Source organism: Bacillus sp. JJ1521, assembly GCF_036965165.1.
Lineage (GTDB): Bacteria > Bacillota > Bacilli > Bacillales > Bacillaceae_L > Ferdinandcohnia.
This window is the reverse complement of record NZ_JBALOX010000011.1, coordinates 43,315-65,239: the sequence shown is the minus strand read 5'-3', so window position 1 is coordinate 65,239 and position 21,925 is coordinate 43,315. Positions and strand designations below refer to the sequence as shown.

Sequence of the window (21,925 nt, the reverse complement as noted above, 5' to 3'; positions counted from 1 at the left end):
TCCATTCCTCCCTCTTTTTTTCGATACTCCTCTTAAATAGATATCTATATATTACAGGCCAGAATTTAAGACTTCTTCCCGCAAAATTTTTATAAAATCCCTTGCTGTGGATGAAAAAGGCCGAATATTTGAACGTACCCATCCATAAGTTAAATTCGCACGTTCGTAATTTACTAGACGAATGGGAACAATTGAATGATTTTTAACATAAGGATCGTCTTTTATGAACAGATTAGAAAATAAAGAAATACCAAGCCCTTCATCAATCATTCCTTTAATCACTTCAGAATTATATGATTCGAATATTACGTTCATTTTCCCGTATTGATTAAAGAGGTCTTCAAAGATGGGACTCATATTTGAATGGATGATGATATTTTGATCCAGTAACTCTTCAGGCGTTATTTCATCTTTTAAAGCGAGTGAAGAACTCCTACTAACACTTACATAGATACTTCCTTGTGATAATGTTTCGAAATGTAAAAATTTCTTATGAAGTTTTCCCCATTCAACCCAGGCATTGGCGTTAACAGAAATAATTCCAATATCAAAATCATTTTGTTTAACTTCCTCAAGAATATTTGGTTGATATGATTGTTCCTTAAATACAACATTAGTGTTTGGGTATCTGTTTTTATAAGTAGAAATCGTTTTAGGTAATAATGTTAATAGAGAACCTGAGGTACATACTAATTTTATTTCATCATCAATTGACGAAACCTGTGTTTCTACCACTTTTTCTAATTCATCTGCTTTTCTAACGATTTCAAATGCTTTTTCTATTATTTTTTTTCCTTCGTCTGATGGAATGGTGCCTAATCGTGATCGATTAAATAGGGTTATTTTAAATTTTTTTTCTACATTTGAAATAGATTGGCTAATAGTAGCTGGAGAAACATGAAGATTCTCAGAAGCACGAGTGATTGATCCTGTTTGTGCAACTTCCACAATATACCTCAATTGGTCAATATGCATAATTTGTCTCCTTATCATTCAGTAATTGTTAAGTTATATTAAAAAAAACCAGTTTTACTTTTGTTATTTTTAATAATACAATAAATTCAGAATATTGTTAAGGATAAAACGAAATGGAGGAGATCGCTTTTGATCAATTTGTAAAATGGGACTACAGTTCAAGTCCCAGTAATTTTGAAATATGTAAGTTTTCATATTAAGATTTGAAGGATCTTCATATGTTTTCAACTAAAATGTAAGCACTTTCAATACGTCACTTTCTATTAGTCTTTAATTAAGTAATAAAGCAAGCTTTACTACTTAATTTGCACTTAAATATTTTAGTCAATTAAAAAGGAGATGGTTAATATGGATTTTTTATTAACTGACGAACAAAAAATGATCCAGCAAACAGTAAGAGAATTTGTAGATAAGGAATTAAAGCCTATGGAAGCTCAATTTCTTCGAAACGAGCGTGAAGGCAGACCAGGGATTTCGAAAGAGGAGATTAAAGCAATTCAACGGAAGGCGAAAGATATAGGATTTTGGGGAATTAATACTCCTGAAGAATACGGTGGTGCAAACCTAGGACCATTGATGACTGCAATCATTGACATGGAACTTAGTAGAACAGTTATTCCAATGCGAATATTTCAATTCGGAGGTCGTGCTACGAATGTTCTTTTTGAACTTAACGAAGATCAAAAGCAAAGATATCTAATACCTGTACTTAATGGGGAGAAGGTCAGTTGTTTTGCATTGAGTGAACCTGAATTTGGGTCTGACCCATCAAGAATGCAAACAACAGCGGTTAAGGATGGAAATGAGTGGATCATTAATGGCGAAAAAACTTGGATTACACATGGAGTCGATGCGGATTTTGCTATTTTGTTTGCCCGAACAGACAAAACAAAAGGGATTCATGGAGGAATTACTTGTTTCTTAGTAGATAGACATATGGGGTGGAAATCTGAACCTATTCTAACAATGGGGGAAGAAACTCCTGGTACACTGATTTTTGAAAACTGTCGAGTACCTGAAGAGAATGTTATTGGGGAGGTTGGAGATGGTTTAAAGTATGCGATGTTCTTTATTAACCATAATCGTGGTTGGGTAATCCCTCCTCGTTGTGTCGGAATAGCTGAAAGGGTCTTAGAAATGTCAATTGAATATGCAAATACTCGAGTGTCTTTTGGTAAACCCATTGGTGAGAACCAGGCTATTCAATGGATGATTGCTGACTCAGCGGTTGAAATAGAAGCCTCTAAATTGATGTTTTTGCAAACAGCTTGGATGGCTGAACAGGGAATGGATATTCGACATCAAGCAGCTATGGTGAAATTAGAAAGTACAAATATGGTAAACCGAGTAGTTGATCGAGCAATCCAAATCCATGGAGGAATGGGTTATACAAAAGAGTTACCTCTTGAAAGATTTTATCGAGAAGTTAGAGTATTTCGCATTTATGAAGGTTCTGATGAGATTTGTCGTAAAACGATTGCGCGCAATTTATTAAAAGGAAGAAATAAACTTGGTGAAATCATTAGTATAAGAAGAGAAACTGGTGCTGTTCGAGTTTAATAGATTACCAAAGAAAGAGAAAGAAGGTTAAGAGAAAAAGAGAATAGATAAATCTTTTTCTCCTTTCTTTTTAAATTTCCATGATAGTTATTTGTAAGTTTGGATGTTAGTGCTATTGAAAGGGTGGGAAATATGAAATCAGACATTGAGTCATTAAGGCCATTATTAAATCCTAAGAGTATCGCTATAATTGGTGCGTCTTCCACCTTAACCCGGATTGGCGGTCGACCAATTAAAAATTCTATGGATTATAAGTATAGTGGTAGAATTTTACCTGTTAACCCTAAGTATAGAGAAATTGCTGGTTTGACATGTTATCCCGATATAACTCAAGCTCCAGGGGAAATTGATGTGGCGGTGGTAATAGTACCACACTCTATGGTTTTAGAATCTGTCAGAGATTGTGGAGAGCGAGGTGTAAAATCTCTTCTTGTCATTAGTGGTGGCTTTGCAGAAGTAGGAGAAGAAGGGAAAAAACTCCAAGCTGAAATGATAAGTATAGCTAGAGAGTTCAACATGAGATTGATAGGACCTAATACAGTTGGAATTTTTAATATACTATCTGGAGCATTTATGAATTTTAGTTCTGGAACTGATGTAGGGGTTGTTCCGAAAGGAAATATTGGTGTTGTTAGCCAGAGTGGTGGACTATGTTCTCATCTTCATGCACTAGCTGCGCAAAAGCAGATTGGTCTAAGCTATATAATTGGCACAGGAAATGAAGCGGATGTTGGTGTTGCAGACTGCATTGCCTACTTGGCGAAAGATCCAGATACTGATGTTATTGCCTGTTATATCGAAGGAACGAAGGATTCTGAAAAGCTAATTAAGGCTCTTGAGTTAGCAAGGCAAAACAAGAAACCTGTAATTGCACTAAAGGTAGGGAAGACTGAAAGTGGACAAAAAGCTGCATTTTCTCACACTGGAGCTTTAGTAGGCTCAGACAATGTGTACGATGCGATTTTTAAGCAATATGGGGTTTACCGTGTAGATAATATGACAGATTTATTAGATGTCGCTTATGCATGCTCACTAGGTTTGCTTCCAAAAGGGAAGTCTACAGCAATTTTTAGTGTTTCGGGAGGAGCAGGCATTTTATTTGCAGATGAAATAACGGAACAAGGTTTAGAAATGCCTGAACCAGCTGAGGAGATACAAAAGAAACTGTTGCAATTAGTTCCCTATGCTTCAGTAAAAAATCCAATTGATATGACAGGAAATTTTGTTAACCGTCCTGATTTAATGAAAGAATTTATGACAACCGTATTGGAACAGTCAAGCTATGATATGGTGATCACTTATATAGCAGCTCTAGGTCATTTTAAACCAGTTGTGAAGAACTTCATTGAAGTAATAAATGAGATTCGTGCTGATTATCCTCATATTCCGTTTATACTATCCTCGTTAGTTACACCAGAAACGAAAAAGCTATTACACGATGCAGGAATTTCAGTTTTTGACGATCCAGACAGAGTCTCTATGATTGCAAAAGCTATGTATGAGATTTCAAGAAATTTATATATGAAAAAAGAGCCTTCGGTTCATTGGGAGAATAAAGTGAGAAATTTATCTGTACCATCTACCTCCATTTTAACTGAAGCAGAAAGTAAACAGATTTTTAAAGATTATTGTATTCCAATCACAAAAGAAAAAAATGTCATGACTTTAGAAGAGGCACTTGAGTTTTCGAATAAAATTGGCTATCCAGTAGTACTTAAAGGCATGTCTCCACAGATTCCACATAAAACAGAAGCGGATCTTGTTCATCTATCCGTGCGAAATGATAAAGAGGTCACCTGGTTATTTACATTAATCAAAGAAAACATTCGCAAAATTGAAGGTGCAGAGTTTGCGGGAGTTTTAGTACAGGAAATGCTCAAGCCATCAATGATGGAAATGATTGTAGGGGCAAAGTACGACCCAGTATTTGGACCAATGATAATGGTTGGTTTAGGGGGCATTTACGCAGAGGCGTTTAAAGATGTTTCGATTCGCAAGGCACCAGTTAGTATGATTGAGGCGAAAGAAATGATTGAGGAATTACGTGGATCTAAACTACTAAAAGGTTTACGGGGGAAACAGCCTGCTGATATTGATGAGCTTTGCAAAGTTATTGTTGGACTTAGTCGCTTAACCGTTGATTATTCGGAAATGATTGAGGAAGTGGATATAAATCCTGTGTTGGTCTACCCACGGGGACAGGGAGTAAATGCAGCTGATGGCTTAATCACGCTTAAAAGTAGTTATAGTGTTCAAGCTGTAGAGATAAAGTAAAGCTAATCATCTTTGCTCGAGGATATCAGAGGTTTTTGAAACTCTGAGGGGTCCCCTATTACATTTAAAGACATCTTGTACGCTGGAAAAGTAGCGTTTCATGGAATCTGAAGTTACTAAAAGAATCAATAGACTCATAGTTCTGGAGATATTTTAAATAGATGTAAATTTAATCACCTAGATAATAATATTACCTATACTTTTATCCTAGTTTTTATACATGTTCTTAAAAAATAACTTTTAGAGGGAGAATAGTAGATGCAGATTTATGTGATTTTAAAGCGAACCTTTGATACAGAAGAGCAAATTATAATAAGCAATGGGGAAATACAAGAAGGAGGGGCTGAATTTATTATCAACCCTTACGATGAATATGCGATTGAAGAAGCAATCATACTTAGGGACCAACACGGTGGTGAAGTAACAGTTGTAACAGTTGGTGAAGAGGAAGCTGAAAAAGAACTTCGTACAGCTCTTGCAATGGGAGCGGATAAAGCAGTATTGATTGATAGTGAAGATATAGGTGAGATTGATCAGTTCACTGTAGCGACTCTTCTTGCTGCATATATCAAAAAACAACAATATGACATCATACTTGGTGGAAACGTTACAATTGACGGTGGTTCTGGTCAAGTCGGTCCAAGTGTTGCGGAAATTTTAGGTATTCCACAAGTAACAACGATTACAAAACTTGAGGTTGCTGCGGGGAAGGCTACAATCGTTCGTGATGTAGAAGGTGATGAAGAAACTGTTGAAGTCTCAATGCCAGTACTTGTTACGGCGCAGCAAGGCTTGAATGAGCCTCGTTACCCATCACTGCCAGGAATTATGAAAGCAAAGAAAAAACCGCTCGAAACCTTGGAGTTGGATGATCTTGATCTAGATGAAGATGAAATAGAAACGAAAACTGTAACGGTAGATATATTCCTTCCGTCAGCAAAACAAGCTGGTAAAGTGTTGGAAGGAGAAGCTGGCAGTCAAGTCAAAGAATTAGTTTCACTTTTAATGTCTGAAGCAAAAGTCATTTAATGGAGGGAATATGATGGCAAAAAAAGTATTAGTAGTTGCTGAAGTTAAAGATGTGGAATTACGTAATGTATCATTTGAAGCAATCGCTGCAGGTAAAGTAGTTGCAGATGGTGGAGAGGTTGTCGGAGTTATTCTAGGTGAAAATGTTGATCATTTAGCAAATAGCTTGTTGCAATATGGTGCGGATCGTGTCATTGTCGTTAACCATGCAGACCTTAAAAGCTATACAACAGATGCCTATCAACAAGCACTTCTTCAAGTGATCAATGCTGAAAATCCAAAAGGAATTATATTAGGTCATACAGCAATTGGAAAAGATATGTCACCACGTATAGCAATGAGACTGAGCACAGGTTTAATTTCTGATGTAATTGCGCTAGAAAAAGATGGAGAAGATATCGTGTTTACACGCCCTATCTACTCAGGTAAAGCGTTTGAGAAAAAGCAAGTTAAAGGAGAAATTAAAATTGCAACGATTCGTCCAAACAATATTACACCTCTTGAGAAGGATGAGTCAAAGACGGGAGAGGTATCGCATATAGCTGTAGATATTAAAGACCTTCGTACAATTGTAAGAGATGTTGTTCGCAAAGCAACAGGAGGTGTTGATTTATCGGAGGCGAAAGTGGTTATCGCTGGTGGCCGTGGTGTAAAGGGTAGAGAGGGATTTAAACCATTACAAGAACTTGCAAATGTATTAGGTGGTGCAGTAGGTGCATCACGGGGAGCATGTGATGCAGAATATTGTGACTACTCCTTGCAAATCGGGCAAACTGGAAAGGTTGTTACACCAGACCTTTATATTGCTTGTGGAATATCGGGTGCTATTCAACATCTAGCTGGAATGTCTAACTCAAAAGTCATCGTTGCAATTAATAAAGATCCAGAAGCACCGATTTTTGAAGTAGCAGATTACGGAATTGTTGGAGATTTATTTGAGATTGTTCCACTTTTAACGGAAGAATTGAAACAAATTATGAATGCTAAAATATCGGTCTAATTTTAGGAGATATAAAAAGGAAGGACCTTTATAGTTTTAAGTTTCTTATATGAAGGACCATTAGCTATAGAGTGCGAAAACATATAGGAATTTTATAGAAACACAATAAAAAATAATGTGATGAAGGAGGTATTTATTTGATTAATTATACATGGGTAGACCAGGATACGTGTATTGCCTGTGGTGCTTGCGGAGCAGCTGCTCCTGATATATTTGATTACGACGATGAAGGTATTGCTTATGTAATCTTAGATAATAATCAGGGTATTTCTCAAATTCCAGAAGGTTTACTAGATGATTTGAATGATGCAATTGAGGGCTGCCCAACAGAGTCAATAAAAACATCTAAGGAAGCTTTACTTGGTAAATGAACTTTTTGAAAAGTATAAAATTATTTAAGGTGTGGCAATGATTTTTTTGTGAAAATAAAACTATATAAAAGTATATAGCGCTAGACTAATGGTAGTTTCTTTTTTTCATTAAAAAAGAGTCATGACGAACTATTCTATATCATACTCATATTACATTTCGTTATAGCCTGACATACATTAATATTTTACTACAAATAGAAAATTAGGTAGCTAGATAGGTAAGATTTACAAGTAGGGGAGCGGGAGATTGGATATAACAACAAGTATTTTACTTATGGTAATCGGCATATTTGCGGGTGGATATGGAGCAATTGTCGGGGCAGGTGGTGGTTTTCTATTTGTACCGGCACTTCTACTTCTCTTTCATATCAATCCAGCAATTGCCGCGGGAACAGGACTTGTAATTGTATTACTAAACTCATTATCCGGTGTAGTCGGATACGCCAAACAAAAGAGGATTCAGTATCGAACTGGAATTATACTTGGAATTGGTGCTTTTCCTGGGTCATTTATCGGTGTATGGTTACTTAAACTCTACTCTTCTACGTATTTTTACATTTTCTTTGCAAGTGTGCTTGTTCTTTTGGGCTTCTTTTTAGTCATAAAAAATACAAATATAGTAAAAAAGAAGAATGCTAAAAATGAGGTAGCAGCAACTACTAGCATTGCAGATACCTCAAAAGGTAGCCCCACGCCTGATCATCAGGCACATATAAGGCTACAAGTAAAATGGCTTATTCCACTTGGTTTTTTTATGGGGATTCTCTCAAGTTATCTTGGCATTGGTGGAGGATGGTTGCTTGTCCCGATTTTGGTTTACATATTTCGTGTTCCAACCCATATCGCGACAGCAACTTCAATATTTTCCTTGTGTTTGTATTCTTCTGTAGGAGTCGTTCTACAGATTATGAATGAGAATATTGATTGGACGATTGTTTTATTTGGAGGACTTGGGATTATTATTGGTTCCCAGATTGGTGTTTTCCTATCGCAGAGAATACCAAGTCGAGTGATTATGCAAATGTTATCCTATTTGTTAATTATCATAGGATTCAGGATGTATTTTCATTAATGGCTGTTTTGTACATTGAATGCATAATGTTTGCCACAGTGAGTTTACCTTGGGGTATTACCAAGGTTCCGTACAGGGTGAATGGGTTAAAGGATCAAAGAGAATCGTTCCTTCGGTTCTTAAAGGGGAGTAACCTCATGTAGGTTGCTTCTCTTTTATTTGTATAAAAATAACTCATAAAACTTTTAGTTAAACTTTAACTAAAATCTATTGACTGTTTTTACTTCGGCCTCTACAATAAATATAAGAACTAAAGTATTGGAGGAAAAACCATCATGGATCTCAACCAACTTTCAGATAAATTTATAGCGATATTTAACGAAACCGATTACAGAAGCTTCTTCGCGCCAGGGCGCATTAACCTCATTGGGGAGCACACCGACTACAACGGTGGTCATGTATTCCCAGCATCTATTACAAAAGGAACATACGCATTAGCAAGAAAGCGCCAAGATGACAAAATCAGAATGTTCTCAATGAATTTTGAAGACGTAGGGGTCATTGAGTTTGACCTTAACAACCTTGATTACAACAAAGCTCACGATTGGGCAAATTATCCGAAGGGCATGCTTCGTTATCTGCGTGAAAAAGGCTACGACATCCAGACAGGAGTTGACGTGCTTTTTTACGGGAATATCCCAAATGGCGCGGGTCTTTCTTCATCTGCATCAATCGAGCTCGTATCTGGTGTAATGTTTGAAAAACTATTTGAACTCAAAATCGACCGCGTTGAACTTGTAAAAATTGGTCAACTTGTGGAAAATAAGTTCATTGGTGTCAACAGTGGCATCATGGACCAATTTGCAATCGGAATGGGTAAAAAGAATGCAGGGATTTTACTAGATTGTGATACATTAAAGTACGAATACGCACCACTAGATCTAGACGAGCATTTGATTTTAATTATGAACACGAACAAGCGCCGTGAGCTTGCGGATTCAAAATACAATGAGCGTCGCAGTGAGTGTGAACAGGCCCTTGCGCAACTTCAAAAAGAGCTTAAAGTTCAGGCTCTTGGAAACATCAGCAGCGAGCAATTCGAACAGTACAAGCGTTTAATTGATAGTAAAACTTTACTAAAACGCGCTAAGCATGCGGTGTATGAAAACGAACGAACTCTAGAGGCGCTAAAAGCACTAACAGCTGGTGACCTAACAGAATTTGGCCGCTTACTCAACGCATCCCACACATCATTACGAGATGACTATGAAGTAACTGGTAAAGAGCTAGATACTCTTGCGGAAGCGGCGTGGGCGCAGGATGGTGTCCTTGGTGCACGCATGACAGGTGCTGGATTCGGTGGCTGCGCGATTGCCCTAGTCGAAAAAGACAAAGCACAGGCAATCATCGAAAACATCGGAAAAATCTATGAAGAAACCATCGGCTACCCGGCTTCCTTCTATGAAGTAAGCATCGGCGATGGCGCGAAGGAACTATAAAAGGGACTCGGGGACAGGTAGTGGCCACTAATTAAGTGGTCCAATCATAGAATTGCGCTTTAAATTCGATAATTGCGCATTAGTTACCTGAATTGCATTTTTGAGGGACCATTCCCTTGATCAAACAAAAGGAGCGAATCAAATATGAGTATTTTAGTTTTAGGTGGAGCAGGTTATATCGGTTCACACGCCGTTTATCAATTAATTGACGCAAACGAGGACGTTGTGGTCGTCGACAATCTTCAAACGGGTCACAAAGAGGCAGTTCACCCGAAGGCGAAGTTTTACGAAGGGGACATTCGTGACCGAGCTTTTTTACAATCGGTTTTTGAAAAAGAAAACATTGATGCGGTGATTCATTTTGCGGCGAATTCACTAGTCGGTGAATCAATGGTTGACCCGTTAAAATACTACGACAATAATGTGTACGGAACTCAGATTGTCCTTGAAATAATGAAAAACAATAACGTGAAATACATCGTATTCTCGTCAACCGCAGCAACCTATGGTGAGCCAAAGCAGGTACCAATCACCGAGGACATGCCAACTGTCCCAACTAACACATATGGCGAAACAAAGCTTGCGATGGAAAAAATGATGAAGTGGTCTGAGATTGCGCATGACATCAAATTCGTGTCACTCCGCTATTTCAATGTGGCTGGCGCACGTGCAACTGGCGAAATCGGTGAGGACCATGATCCGGAAACACATCTAATCCCGGTGATTTTACAAGCAGCATTAGGAACAAGAGAGTTTATCACCATCTTCGGCGAAGACTATGATACTCCAGATGGCACTTGTATCCGCGACTACATCCATGTTGAGGACCTCATTAATGCGCATATTTTAGCATTGAAATACCTGCAAAATGGCGGTGAAAGTAACTATTTTAACCTAGGAAGCAATAGCGGGTTCTCAGTGAAAGAAATGGTTGGAGCGGCAAAAGAGGTTACACAACGTGACATTCCTGTGAAACTAGGAGAACGACGTGCAGGTGACCCAAGTATTCTTATCGCATCATCTGGAAAAGCGAAGGAAGTGCTAGGTTGGGAACCAAAACGTACTTCAATCAACGAAATCATCAAGGATGCGTGGAACTGGCATGTAAACCACCCAAATGGGTATGAAAGCTGAGGCGAGCAACTTGAACATTTACGGCATCATACAACAACTAACAGAACAAGCCGTTAAGGTCGGACTCATCGAAAAAGAAGATAGGATTTACGTTCGAAACCAGGTTCTATCTCTGCTGGGACTTGAGGACTTCGAGCCCACTATCTCACCGGAAAAAGACATCCCAACCTTGGTTGAGGACTTAGTTGATTACGCGTGTGAGAACGGGGTTATCGAGGACTACTTTGACGCAAAAGAAATTCTTGCGAGTAAAATCATGAATACGATGATCCCACTTCCGTCCGCGGTGACACGTCATTTTTATGAACTTCTTGAAAAAGACCCAGCTGCTGCAACGAACTATTTTTATGAATTAAGTAAAAATAGTAATTACATTCAAATGAAGAGAATCGAAAAAAACATTGAATATAAGGTGGAAACGGAATACGGCGAGCTAGATATCACAATCAATCTGTCAAAGCCGGAGAAGGATCCAAAGCAAATTGCGCTTGAAAAAGAAATGAAAACGACTGGTGAGAAATATCCGAAGTGCTTACTTTGTGTGGAAAATGAAGGTTATGCGGGTCGAATTGGACATCCAGCACGCTCCAATCACCGCATCGTCCCAGTGCCACTCGAGGGTGAAAATTGGTATCTGCAATATTCGCCGTATGTGTACTACAACGAGCACTGTATCGTGCTGTGCGAGGACCATCGCGATATGAAAATTAGCAAGGAAACGTTCAAGCGTTTACTTGGTTTTGTTGAAAAATTTCCGCATTACTTCATTGGGTCTAACGCAGACATCCCCATTGTTGGGGGCTCGATTTTAACCCATGATCACTACCAGGGTGGGAACTATGAATTTGCGATGGCGAAAGCTGAAGATGAGCTGAAATTTACGTGGGAACGCTTTGGAACAATCGAATTCTCAACTGTAAAATGGCCGATGTCTGTTCTTCGCTTAAGAAGCAGTGATGTTGAAACCTTAGTTGAAGCGGGTGATCACATTTTACAGGCTTGGCGCCAGTATAGCGACCCTGAAGTTGATATCATCGCGTTCACCGGCGAAACACCGCATAACACGATTACACCGATTGCTCGAAAACGAAACGGTAAATACGAGCTTGACCTTGTGCTTCGCAACAACCGCACAAGCGACGAGCATCCACTCGGCATTTTCCATCCACATGCAGATGTGCACCATATTAAAAAGGAAAACATCGGTCTCATTGAGGTTATGGGATTAGCGGTGCTCCCGGCTCGACTCAAAACCGAGCTGCAGGAGGTTGAAAATTACCTAGTTGGTGAATTGATCTCGGTCAACCCAATTCATCAAGATTGGGCGGATGAGCTTAAAGCTTACAACCCAACAAAAGATAATGTCCATGAGCTTGTGAAGCGCGAAGTCGGTAAAAAGTTCATGCGCGTTCTTGAGGATGCCGGTGTGTACAAGCGTAATGAAGTGGGCCAAGCTGCGTTTACGAGATTTATAGAACAAATGAAAAGCGAATAATTTGGAGGGTGAGAAGATGAAGATTACGACAGACATTTTTGGTGAACTAGGGAATCAACCGATTCACGCCTATACAATTGAAAATGACCAGGGGATGTCATTTCGTTGTATTAACTACGGATGCATTATAACTGACATGATCACCCCTGACAAGAACGGCAATCTTGAGAATGTGGTCCTTGGTTTTGATAAAATTGAGGACTATCTAAAATACTCTCCGTATTTTGGAGCAATTGTTGGACCGATATCAGGGAGAATTAAGGCAGGACAATTTGAACTCGACGGCACTGTCTATAATCTTGAGAAAAACGAGAATAATAATCATTTACATGGCGGTGCGAAGGGCTTTAGTAACCTCGTTTGGGATGCAACAGTGATTGAACAACCGGAAGAAGTAGGTGTAGAGTTCTCTTATGTACGTCAAGATGGTGAAGGTGGGTATCCGGGAACCGTTACCACAAAAGTAAGATACCTTTTAAACAACAAAAACGAATTCAAAATAACTATGTCAGCAGTATCAGATAAAAATACAATCTTAAATCTTACAAACCATACGTATTTTAATCTTTCAGGAAATATAAAAGACGATATTCTCCAACATGAATTAACATTAAAAAGTGATCGTTTCCTAGAGTTAAATGATGAGCTGCTGCCAACCGGTGTAATGCTTGATGTAACAGGAACAGCATTTGATTTCCAAAATGGCAGAAAGATTGTGGACGGGACAATTGCGGACAACCCTCAAAACATTTTGGCAGGTAATGGATATGATCATCCGTTACTCTTAACAAGTAATCAAAATCAAGAAATCCAGTTAAGTGATGAAACATCTGGAAGAACTCTGATTGTTGAAACAAACCAACCAGCTGTTGTCGTTTACACCAGCAATCAGTTAGAAGGCGATTTCGAAATTAGAGGAATAAAGGCGCGACCGTATCTCGGAATTTGCCTAGAGACACAGGGGCTACCAGATGCGATTAATCATCCAAACTTCCCATCTGTTGTTGTGAAAAAAGATGAGGAATACCTGTGGGAAACAAAGTATACATTTTTAACAAAGTAGTTGGGGCGGGACCGACGCAAATATTGTGTGAGTGACGCAAATATCGCGAAAACGTCGCAAATCTCCCGGCGACGACGCTAATAATCTACGGAAAACGGAACTCAACACAAAACTAATACAATTCCCAAGAAAGAAGGTGAACCATGGCGACGATAAAAGATATAGCGGAAAAAGCAGGGGTCTCAATCGCGACAGTTTCGCGGGTTCTCAACTATGATGCCAGCTTATCTGTCAGTGACGACACAAAAAAGAAAATATTTGAGATTGCCGAGGCGCTTTCATATAAAAAACGTCCCTCGAAAAAGTCTCCTTCTGCTCGGATTGGGATTCTCCTTTGGTACACCGAAAAGGAAGAGCTGAATGACCTCTATTATATGTCAATTCGGCTTGGAATCGAGCAACGCTGTGAGCAGCTCGGCACCAAGAAGGCCAATTTTTACAATAGCATTGAGAGCATGAAGCAGGAAGAGCTTCAGGGGATTATCGCGGTCGGCAAGTTCAGCACCACTCAAGTCAATGAACTATCAAAAATGGCGGAGCATCTCGTATTTGTCGATTCAAACCCAGACGAGGATATCTATGATGCAGTCGTGATTGATTTTGAAAAAGCAACGCGTACGGTTCTGGAGCATTTTACCCGGAGTGGACATACGAATATCGGATATTTAGGTGGACGCGAGGAATACAAGGACCATTCAGCTGAAATTGAAGAAATCCGGGAAAAAACGTTCAAAAACTATCTTGGTGAAGCAAATCTATTAGATGAAAGTAACCTATATATTGGTAGCTTTACGGTTGAAGATGGCTACAGACTTATGAAACGAGCAATTGAAGAAAAAGGCGATGCTCTCCCAACAGCTTTCTTTGCAGCCAATGACCTGATCGCAATCGGTGCATTACGTGCGCTTAACGAAGAGAAAATCGATGTGCCGGGTCGTGTGAGCCTCATCGGTGTCAATGACATTAGTGTTTCTAAATACGTCTTCCCACCGTTATCAACGGTTAAGGTCCATACCGAAGTCATGGGTGAAACTGCCGTCGATACCATCCTTGAGCGCATCGAAGGAAGACAAATCGCAAAAAAAATATTAATTACAACTAAATTGATTATCCGAGAAACCTAGTCCTGCCGACTGGGTTTTTCTCGTCCTATTTTGTATCGATATACCGCGCCCATGTTTTTCGATAAACGGTATACAGATAAAAGAGTTATCTATATACCTCCAATCCATTATTCAATAAATGATATACCGATTAAACGGTTTCCGATCTATCCAAAGCACTTAATCCCCTGAGTGATATACCGATAATCGAATTTCCAGTACACCACCAAGCAGATGTACCTCAAACGATACCAATCTCCTCTCAATAAGAGCTTCCTATATAATAGGAAAGAAAGAGTATGAAAATCCCCACAACAACTGCGAAAATCCGGGAAAACTTAGTCCAAACCTCTCATTTTTCTACTATTGCTAGCCGCATTTTTTACACCAAAAACACACAATTTACAAAAAATGGACTCTCTTTTACAGATTGATTACTATTTTCCAAAGAAAACTTACTTCCTCCAACCCACAAAAGTGAAAATGCTTTCAATAAATGAGGAACACACCGACTTATGTCAAGTTACATTTATATTACAAAGGTTAATGATAAAAGGACTATTATCCTACAAAATGTAATAAAGGGTATCAAGAGGCTTGAATCCGAGATATTAAGTAGTGGTTTATCAATGTTCTTCTATTTTATGGGATGTCTAAAGGTACTAGTAGGGTAGTACACCTTAGGTAGTAAACGGGTCCGGCATTGCCTACAAATTGTAGAAAAATGTAGACAAAACAGGTCTTTCGTATTGGTTTAATTGATATTTGAATATTCTGGAAGAATTGACCTAATCCAAAATATCGGGTAATTTTTAGTATATAATTGGAAAATATGTGAACGTACTATGTAATTTTTACCTCGAAAAAAGGTATTACACTATATAAAACATATTTACGATAAGCAGGTGATTTTTATGGGTATTAATGTTTCTGCTGCTATTTCACAAGCAAACCAACTTCGCAACTATGCCTCACAACTTCGCAATCTAAAAAGCTCTCTAAATGGGTTTAATGGAAATATCAACTCTGCCTGGCAAGCGACAGAGGTACAGTATATCAATTCAGCTATCGCCGAGATCAATCGTGAACTAAATCAGATTGCCTCGAAGCTTGATTCAGTCGCACCAGAAATTATCTCGGTCGCAAACCAGATCAAACGTGAAGAAGAGGCAGCTGCACGTGCAGAAGCTGAAGCGAGAAGGAAAGCAGCTGAAGAAGCGCGTCAACGAGCGGAGTCGCAGGCTACGCCACGTAGGTATTACTAGGTTTGGATATCACTGAGTAAGTTAAATAAAGAAATTAGAGCCTCCGATTTTCAGACCCTTGAGTAGGAGATGATGGGATGCTAAAAGGAGCAAAAGAAGAAGATTTTTACATAATAAAAGTAGTTGCACAACACCGACTAAGGCTAGATAAAATCACTGGGTTCTTTTGGTTGACGCTCATCTTTAGCGGGACAATGGTCGGCTTTACCTCATTAGCTATAAACGAGAGCCCTGTTATAACAAACCCTATTTGGCCAAACATTCAAAAAATACTCATCGCCATTTTCGTGCTTAATGCAGTTGTCGCCCTTTGCTTTACCCCTGAAAAGAATGCGTATCGTTATCAACGTTTGCAGGCTGTTTTTCTATGTATCTTTGGATTTAAGTTTTCCTTAGATTTTTTTCCGTTTTTGTTCCTTGCAGCGGAAGATAGAATGGCCCCGGGCTATTTGAGTAACTATGGATTGATTATACTCTGTGGTGGGTTGGTGTTATCTGTATACGCAACATTGCGAGCTTTTAAAAGGGTGAAGCAGGGAGAGTTCCGAAAAGATGGAAATGGACTTTACAAGTTTAAAGACTCTAAAATTGAAATAATCATACCGATTGTTTTTGGTGCAGTCCTAATTGCTGTAGCAATCATTCAATTATTATCGGATGTGGGAGTAGTCTTTGTAAATATGATCGAAGTTCTGTTAGTCCTACTTCTTTGTACTGCTCTTCAATATTCGATTGCGTTAGCATGGCCAGGATTTTTATTACTTACCATTAGTAAATTTCGGTTTGAATCTTTCCGTATTCCAAAGATTAAGAGAAAGAAATTGATAAATCATAAGGTATATAAAAAAGGTGCGAAAGTGAAGAAGTAGTTTTATAGGTTACTAGTTGATCGTAGTCAGACTTAGTCGGATTGCTAGACTTATGAACAGTTTATGTCTAACTTCAGGCGCCAAGCGCCTTCTGTCAGCGCTTGGCTTGTGCTTGTCGGACTTGCACAGGAAGTGCTGACATCGACGTTTGCCACAGGACGTGGCAGTAGTTAGTCGATGTTCCATTTTAGGCGCTTGCGCATTTGTTATAAGGGAGAGATTTGCTTTGATATTAACTCTATTTGATCGGGAAAAGGCTTTTACATTTGTGCTACCGGAGCGCGTGACGGGGCGTTATGTTTTAACGTCTGAGGATGCGAATGGAAAAGCAGCGGATATGATGGCAATTGAGGCGGAGGGCGGCAAATGGTTTTTGAAGTCCAACAAATCGGCATTTCTTACGAGTGACAAGCAGGAAACGCTTGTTAAACAGGAAATTGAGCCATTTAAAACATACACGATTTCCCGTAACAATGACGCATCCGCGCTGTTATATGTGGAGCCACCGACAAATGATCGAAATGAATATACAAAGCACGAGGTGACGGGAAGCAGCATTCGCATCGGGCGGGGAAGTGATTGCCATATCCGGTTCTCGAATAAGCTCGTATCCAGCTCCCACTGTGTGATTCAGTACGATTCCCAAGGACACGCGATCATCCGTGACAACAATAGCTCGAACGGAACATATGTCAACGGAGAACGTGTGAAGGAAAAAGTTCTATCGACCGGTGATGTTATTTACATCATGGGGTTAAAAATTATCTTCAATGGCAAGCTGCTATCACTAAATAACCCACATCATTTGGTATTTTTAGACCGCAATGCGTTTCGTCCGTTTGAGGTGCAAAAGCCCATCATCGAAGACGAAGAGCCGCTCGACGACTTTCAAACTGAAGAAAAAAATGATGACCTCTTTTATCGCTCGCCACGTTTTAAGCGTGACATTAAGAGGACGGAAATTAAAATCGATCCTCCGCCACAACAGCGGGACCTTGATGAAACGCCATTGATGTTCATGCTCGGACCATCGCTCACAATGGGTATGGCGTCCCTCTCCATGGGGTTGTTCACGCTAAACAACGTGTTGGCACGAGGCGAGCCCATCAGTCATGCGATGCCGACTTTGATCATGTCGTTCAGTATGTTGGTTGGAACTGTTCTTTGGCCAATTTTAACGAAACGACATGAGAAGAAACAGCGCATTAAGCATGAGGCAAAACGTCAGGAAAAATACTCAAAATACATAGATGAAATGGCTCAAAAGATTGAAGAAGAATGCGTAAGACAGAGTGAAATTCTTCATGAAAACCATGTTGCCTTGCAAAACTTAATCTCCCGGATTACGATGCGAAAAAGAAATCTGTGGGAGCGTGCCATTGGTCAAAATGATTTCCTTAAGGTTCGCCTGGGGATTGGCGATCTTCCGTTAAATGCGGAGTTAAAATACCCTGAGAAAAAATTCACACTGGAGGACGACAATCTTCAGGATGAGCTTTATAAAATGGTGGAGGCTCCGCACATTTTAAAACAGGTGCCGGTGACCTTGAGCTTTGTTGAGGAATATGTCAGCGGTGTGATTGGACGTCGCAGTCGGGTTCAGGATTTTGTGAAGGGTCTTATTTTTCAATTAACCGCTCTGCACAGCTACGACGAGCTCAAGCTTGTGTTCCTTTACGATAAGGATGAGGAAGAGTACTGGAAGTTTTCGAAATGGCTTCCGCATGTGTGGGATGAGGGGATGCAGATTCGCTTTATTGCGACGGATGCAACCGAGGTGAAGGAGCTGTCTGCTTATTTTGAAAAAGAAATCGCAAACCGTGCGGCAATGGATGAGGAGCAGTTAAAGGGCCTTGACCAGCATTATCTGATTTTCTCGATGAGTAAGTCGCTCGCGTCAAGGGCTGAGATGATCAACCTCCTTTTAGAAGAGAAAAAGAACATCGGGATTAGCCTTGTTACCCTGTATGATGAGCTTAAAAATTTACCGAAGGAATGTACGATGGTTGTTGAGCTTGCGGATGACATGTCCAAGATTTTCGACAAGGACGACATTTCCGGTTCATTCACAGCGTTCGATGCAGAATTTTACGAGCGGGATGATGCTGAAGAGGTGGCGATTCGCTTAGCCAACATCCAGCTTGCATCCTCTGTTGAGGCTTATACGCTACCAGAAATGGTTACTTTTCTTGAAATGTTTGGGGTCAGTAAAATTGAGCACTTGAATGCGCTCACTCGTTGGAAGGAAAACAACCCGGTGCACTCGATTGAAACGCCAATTGGGGTAGACACAATGGGTGGGCTGTTCAAATTAGACCTTCATGAAAAATACCATGGTCCACACGGATTGATTGCGGGTATGACGGGTTCGGGTAAATCTGAGTTCATCATGACATTTATTTTGTCACTTGCCGTGAACTATCACCCGGATGAAGTTGCCTTCATTTTAATCGACTACAAAGGTGGCGGAATGGCGAATGCCTTTTTAAATCTTCCGCATCTAGCTGGAACGATTACGAACCTTGACGGGGCAGCAGTTAAGCGCTCGTTGATTTCAATCCAAAGTGAGTTGAAGCGTCGTCAGTCCATTTTCAGTGAGACGAGTCGACGTATGAATGTAAGTAATATTGACATTTATAAATACCAAAAGCTCTATCGCGAGGGGCAAGTTTCTGAGCCGCTACAGCATTTGTTTATGATTTCAGACGAGTTCGCCGAGCTTAAAACCCAGCAGCCAGAGTTCATGGAACAGCTGGTGAGTGCGGCTCGAATCGGCCGAAGCTTAGGTGTCCATTTGATTTTAGCCACACAGAAGCCGTCTGGAGTCGTGGACGATCAAATTTGGAGTAACTCGAAATTTAGAATCAGTCTGAAGGTACAGGAAAAAGCGGATAGTATGGAGGTCATCAAGCGACCAGATGCTGCTGAGCTTTCTACGACTGGTCGTTTCTATCTACAGGTTGGGTATAACGAATTGTTCGAGCTTGGTCAATCGGCATGGGGTGGAGCACCGTATTATCCTTCTGAAAAAGTGGAAAAACATGTGGATGAAAGCATCAGTGTCATTGACCACTTAGGTCGCGTCATCAAGAGTGCGAAGATAGACCGTAGAACGATGGTGAAAAATCCACCGAAACAGATTGATGAAGTGACAGATTACTTAGAAAATCTAGCAAAACAGGAAAATATCACAGTGAAGCAGCTATGGCTGGACCCGATTCCGGCAAAGATCTATTTAGATCAGTTAGCTGAAAAATATCCCGAGGTTACGACGAATCGCTTTGAACTGAACCCGGTGATTGGGGAATATGACGATCCGGCGAACCAACGCCAAAATGTGATGAGACTACCAATCACGCAGGATGGCAATACTATCATCTATGGGGTTGCGGGAAGTGGGAAGACGACATTTGTTGCGTCGATCATGTACTCACTCATGGAATCCCATACGCCTGATGAGCTGAATGCGTATTTACTAGATTTTAGCTCGGAAACGCTAAGTTGGTTCCGTGAAGCACCACATGTTGGGGATGTTCTTTTATCTCATGACAGTGAGAAGATTGATAATCTCTTTAAAATGATGAATAGCGAGATTGAGAGACGTAAAAAGCTGTTGTCCAATTATGGAGGAGACCTGCAGACTTACAACCGACTGTCAGAAGATGGCCTGCCATCGATTGTCATTGTGATTCACAACTATGCAGCATTTTCGGAAATGTACGAGGGGTACGAGGAGACGATTTCATACCTCACTCGTGAAGGCACGAAGTACGGGATTTATTTTATCGTCACAGCTGCCCATACCGGTGCAGTTCGCTACCGTTTGATGCAAAATTTCAAGCAATTGTATGTACTGCAGCTTAATGACACAACCGAATATTCAGCAGTGCTCGGAAATGTTGACGGCGTTTTTCCATCGAAGCATAAGGGTCGGGGGATTTTCAAAGTTGACGGCGCGTATGAGTTCCAGGTCGCTCTTATTACCGAGGGTGTCGAGGACATGTACCAGTACATTACCGGTTACTGCCGACGTTTGCGCGACAATTGGGGCAAGAGTGCTGCGAAGCGAATTCCAGTCTTGCCGGAAAAAGTTGATATTGAGTATCTGCATGATGAAATTCATTACAACAAGTCTCATAAACTACCCGTTGGTGTGGAAAAAGATTCGCTTGCTGTTTCATATTTCGATTTCGGTCAAACGTTTGTGAATCTTGTGTTGGCTAGTAGCAGTGAGGCGTGTGCGGGAGTTATACAAGGGATTTCCGAAATTGTTCATATGAATGAGAAAAATGAAGTGATTGTGCTTGACCCGAATGAGGAGCTTATTCGGCTTGGCGGAAAGCATGTAGTTAGTGCAGCAGAGATGGAAGAGACAATCGTGTATCTATTTAATACATTGGTGTTCCGTAACAACACAACGAAGGATGCGATTGCCGAGGGTGCAACGCCACCAGTGTTCGAACCGCTTTACTGTATAGTCCATTCTTTTAACGATATGATGCTACTTTTATCGGAAGATGGTCAGGATAAGTTGAAGGTATTTCTAGAACGCGGGGACGGACTCAATGTATTTATGGTCATCTCAGACCGCGCTGACGCTTTGAACTCAGTCGCATTTGAGCCCTGGTTTAAGCAGCAGGTTTCGCTTAGCGATGGGATCTGGGTCGGAAACGGAATTACCGATCAGTACTTAATGAAAGTTTCAAAAGTCACAAATAGTATGTATCAAGAAATCCCTGAGGACTTCGGTTATGTGCTAAAAAAAGGAAAATCAAAGTTAGTCAAACTTTTAACGGGTTCAGCAGTTCGTGATGAGGAGGCGGTCTATCATGGATAAAGTGTTAGTCAAGGTTTTCATTCCAGCCGCAGGCGTTTCCTATGACGTCTTCATCCCGGCGGGGAGCAAGCTTTACGAAGTCACATTTTTACTAGCAAACACCATGACTGAGCTATCCAACGGTTACTTTATCGCAACCGATACCACTGTGGTTTGTGACCGTGAGACCGGTACGATTTTTGATATTAACCAAACCGTGGAAGAGTTAGGATTTTTGAATGGGAAGAAATTGATGTTGGTGTAGATTCGGGGATTAGATAGATTCGAGTACAAGTGAAATTCCGGCAATGTCCGACAAATTGAAGAGTTTGTCCGATATTTGACCGGAATGGTCCGATAAAATCAATTTTTTGTCCGATAAATCAAAAAGAATGTCCGATATATTGATAACATGGTCCGATATATTCGAAAAAGGAACCTGGACGACTTCACAGAAGCG

At 40.2% G+C, this 21,925-nt stretch carries 16 protein-coding genes; 15 read left to right on the top strand and 1 reads right to left on the bottom strand.

Going from position 1 to position 21,925, the window contains the following annotated elements:
• Window positions 1-51: 51 nt before the first annotated feature.
• Window positions 52-975, bottom strand: coding sequence for a LysR family transcriptional regulator (locus V7147_RS02225; RefSeq protein ID WP_335366224.1), 924 nt, complete (start codon window positions 973-975; stop codon window positions 52-54).
• 348 nt (window positions 976-1,323) lie between these two features.
• Here V7147_RS02225 and V7147_RS02220 point away from each other — a divergent pair, with 348 nt between their 5' ends.
• From V7147_RS02220 to V7147_RS02150, 15 genes are all read left to right on the top strand, one after another.
• The gene (locus tag V7147_RS02220; RefSeq protein WP_335366223.1) at window positions 1,324-2,535 is read left to right on the top strand and encodes an acyl-CoA dehydrogenase family protein; all 1,212 of its coding nucleotides are present in this window, start codon (window positions 1,324-1,326) and stop codon (window positions 2,533-2,535) included.
• Between the two features lie 132 nt (window positions 2,536-2,667).
• Entirely contained in the window at window positions 2,668-4,809 is a 2,142-nt protein-coding gene (locus V7147_RS02215) for an acetate--CoA ligase family protein (protein ID WP_335366222.1), read from the top strand.
• 258 nt (window positions 4,810-5,067) lie between these two features.
• Window positions 5,068-5,838, top strand: a complete 771-nt coding sequence (locus V7147_RS02210) for an electron transfer flavoprotein subunit beta/FixA family protein (RefSeq protein ID WP_335366221.1) — start codon at window positions 5,068-5,070, stop codon at window positions 5,836-5,838.
• Between the two features lie 13 nt (window positions 5,839-5,851).
• Window positions 5,852-6,838, top strand: a complete 987-nt coding sequence (locus V7147_RS02205; protein ID WP_335366220.1) for an electron transfer flavoprotein subunit alpha/FixB family protein — start codon at window positions 5,852-5,854, stop codon at window positions 6,836-6,838.
• A 137-nt stretch (window positions 6,839-6,975) separates the two neighbouring features.
• Window positions 6,976-7,209, top strand: a complete 234-nt coding sequence (locus tag V7147_RS02200) for a ferredoxin (RefSeq protein ID WP_335366219.1) — start codon at window positions 6,976-6,978, stop codon at window positions 7,207-7,209.
• Between the two features lie 247 nt (window positions 7,210-7,456).
• Window positions 7,457-8,281 (top strand): sulfite exporter TauE/SafE family protein, encoded by an 825-nt coding sequence (locus V7147_RS02195; RefSeq protein WP_335366218.1) that lies wholly within the window; start codon window positions 7,457-7,459, stop codon window positions 8,279-8,281.
• A 275-nt stretch (window positions 8,282-8,556) separates the two neighbouring features.
• Window positions 8,557-9,720 carry a galactokinase gene (locus V7147_RS02190; RefSeq protein WP_335366217.1) on the top strand — a complete coding sequence of 388 codons (1,164 nt, stop codon included), beginning with the start codon at window positions 8,557-8,559 and terminating at the stop codon, window positions 9,718-9,720.
• 144 nt (window positions 9,721-9,864) lie between these two features.
• On the top strand, window positions 9,865-10,854 hold the full coding sequence (gene galE, locus V7147_RS02185; protein WP_335366216.1) for a UDP-glucose 4-epimerase GalE: 990 nt from the start codon (window positions 9,865-9,867) through the stop codon (window positions 10,852-10,854).
• A 10-nt stretch (window positions 10,855-10,864) separates the two neighbouring features.
• Window positions 10,865-12,349, top strand: a complete 1,485-nt coding sequence (gene galT / locus V7147_RS02180) for a UDP-glucose--hexose-1-phosphate uridylyltransferase (protein WP_335366215.1) — start codon at window positions 10,865-10,867, stop codon at window positions 12,347-12,349.
• Window positions 12,350-12,365: 16 nt separating this feature from the next.
• Window positions 12,366-13,412 (top strand): aldose epimerase family protein, encoded by a 1,047-nt coding sequence (locus V7147_RS02175; RefSeq protein WP_335366214.1) that lies wholly within the window; start codon window positions 12,366-12,368, stop codon window positions 13,410-13,412.
• Window positions 13,413-13,555: 143 nt separating this feature from the next.
• Entirely contained in the window at window positions 13,556-14,536 is a 981-nt protein-coding gene (locus V7147_RS02170) for a LacI family DNA-binding transcriptional regulator (protein ID WP_335366213.1), read from the top strand.
• An 893-nt stretch (window positions 14,537-15,429) separates the two neighbouring features.
• A complete protein-coding gene (locus V7147_RS02165; protein ID WP_335366212.1) occupies window positions 15,430-15,780 on the top strand; it encodes a hypothetical protein in 351 nt (116 codons plus the stop codon).
• 77 nt (window positions 15,781-15,857) lie between these two features.
• A complete protein-coding gene (locus V7147_RS02160; RefSeq protein WP_335366211.1) occupies window positions 15,858-16,649 on the top strand; it encodes a hypothetical protein in 792 nt (263 codons plus the stop codon).
• 268 nt (window positions 16,650-16,917) lie between these two features.
• Complete coding sequence (gene essC / locus V7147_RS02155) at window positions 16,918-21,486, top strand: type VII secretion protein EssC (RefSeq protein ID WP_335366338.1); 4,569 nt, start codon at window positions 16,918-16,920, stop codon at window positions 21,484-21,486.
• Window positions 21,479-21,730, top strand: coding sequence for a methyltransferase (locus tag V7147_RS02150; protein ID WP_335366210.1), 252 nt, complete (start codon window positions 21,479-21,481; stop codon window positions 21,728-21,730). The genes essC and V7147_RS02150 overlap by 8 nt, the downstream gene beginning before the upstream one ends.
• Window positions 21,731-21,925 lie beyond the last annotated feature (195 nt).

What these genes read in the sequence shown, in the direction of transcription:
- V7147_RS02175 (WP_335366214.1), top strand. Translation starts at nt 12,366, where the DNA reads ATGAAGATTACGACAGACATTTTTGGTGAACTAGGGAATCAACCGATT.
- V7147_RS02150 (WP_335366210.1), top strand. Translation starts at nt 21,479, where the DNA reads ATGGATAAAGTGTTAGTCAAGGTTTTCATTCCAGCCGCAGGCGTTTCC.
- V7147_RS02160 (WP_335366211.1), top strand. Translation starts at nt 15,858, where the DNA reads ATGCTAAAAGGAGCAAAAGAAGAAGATTTTTACATAATAAAAGTAGTT.
- V7147_RS02220 (WP_335366223.1), top strand. Translation starts at nt 1,324, where the DNA reads ATGGATTTTTTATTAACTGACGAACAAAAAATGATCCAGCAAACAGTA.
- V7147_RS02205 (WP_335366220.1), top strand. Translation starts at nt 5,852, where the DNA reads ATGGCAAAAAAAGTATTAGTAGTTGCTGAAGTTAAAGATGTGGAATTA.
- V7147_RS02165 (WP_335366212.1), top strand. Translation starts at nt 15,430, where the DNA reads ATGGGTATTAATGTTTCTGCTGCTATTTCACAAGCAAACCAACTTCGC.
- galE (WP_335366216.1), top strand. Translation starts at nt 9,865, where the DNA reads ATGAGTATTTTAGTTTTAGGTGGAGCAGGTTATATCGGTTCACACGCC.
- V7147_RS02170 (WP_335366213.1), top strand. Translation starts at nt 13,556, where the DNA reads ATGGCGACGATAAAAGATATAGCGGAAAAAGCAGGGGTCTCAATCGCG.
- V7147_RS02190 (WP_335366217.1), top strand. Translation starts at nt 8,557, where the DNA reads ATGGATCTCAACCAACTTTCAGATAAATTTATAGCGATATTTAACGAA.
- V7147_RS02225 (WP_335366224.1), bottom strand. Translation starts at nt 975, where the DNA reads ATGCATATTGACCAATTGAGGTATATTGTGGAAGTTGCACAAACAGGA.
- V7147_RS02215 (WP_335366222.1), top strand. Translation starts at nt 2,668, where the DNA reads ATGAAATCAGACATTGAGTCATTAAGGCCATTATTAAATCCTAAGAGT.
- V7147_RS02210 (WP_335366221.1), top strand. Translation starts at nt 5,068, where the DNA reads ATGCAGATTTATGTGATTTTAAAGCGAACCTTTGATACAGAAGAGCAA.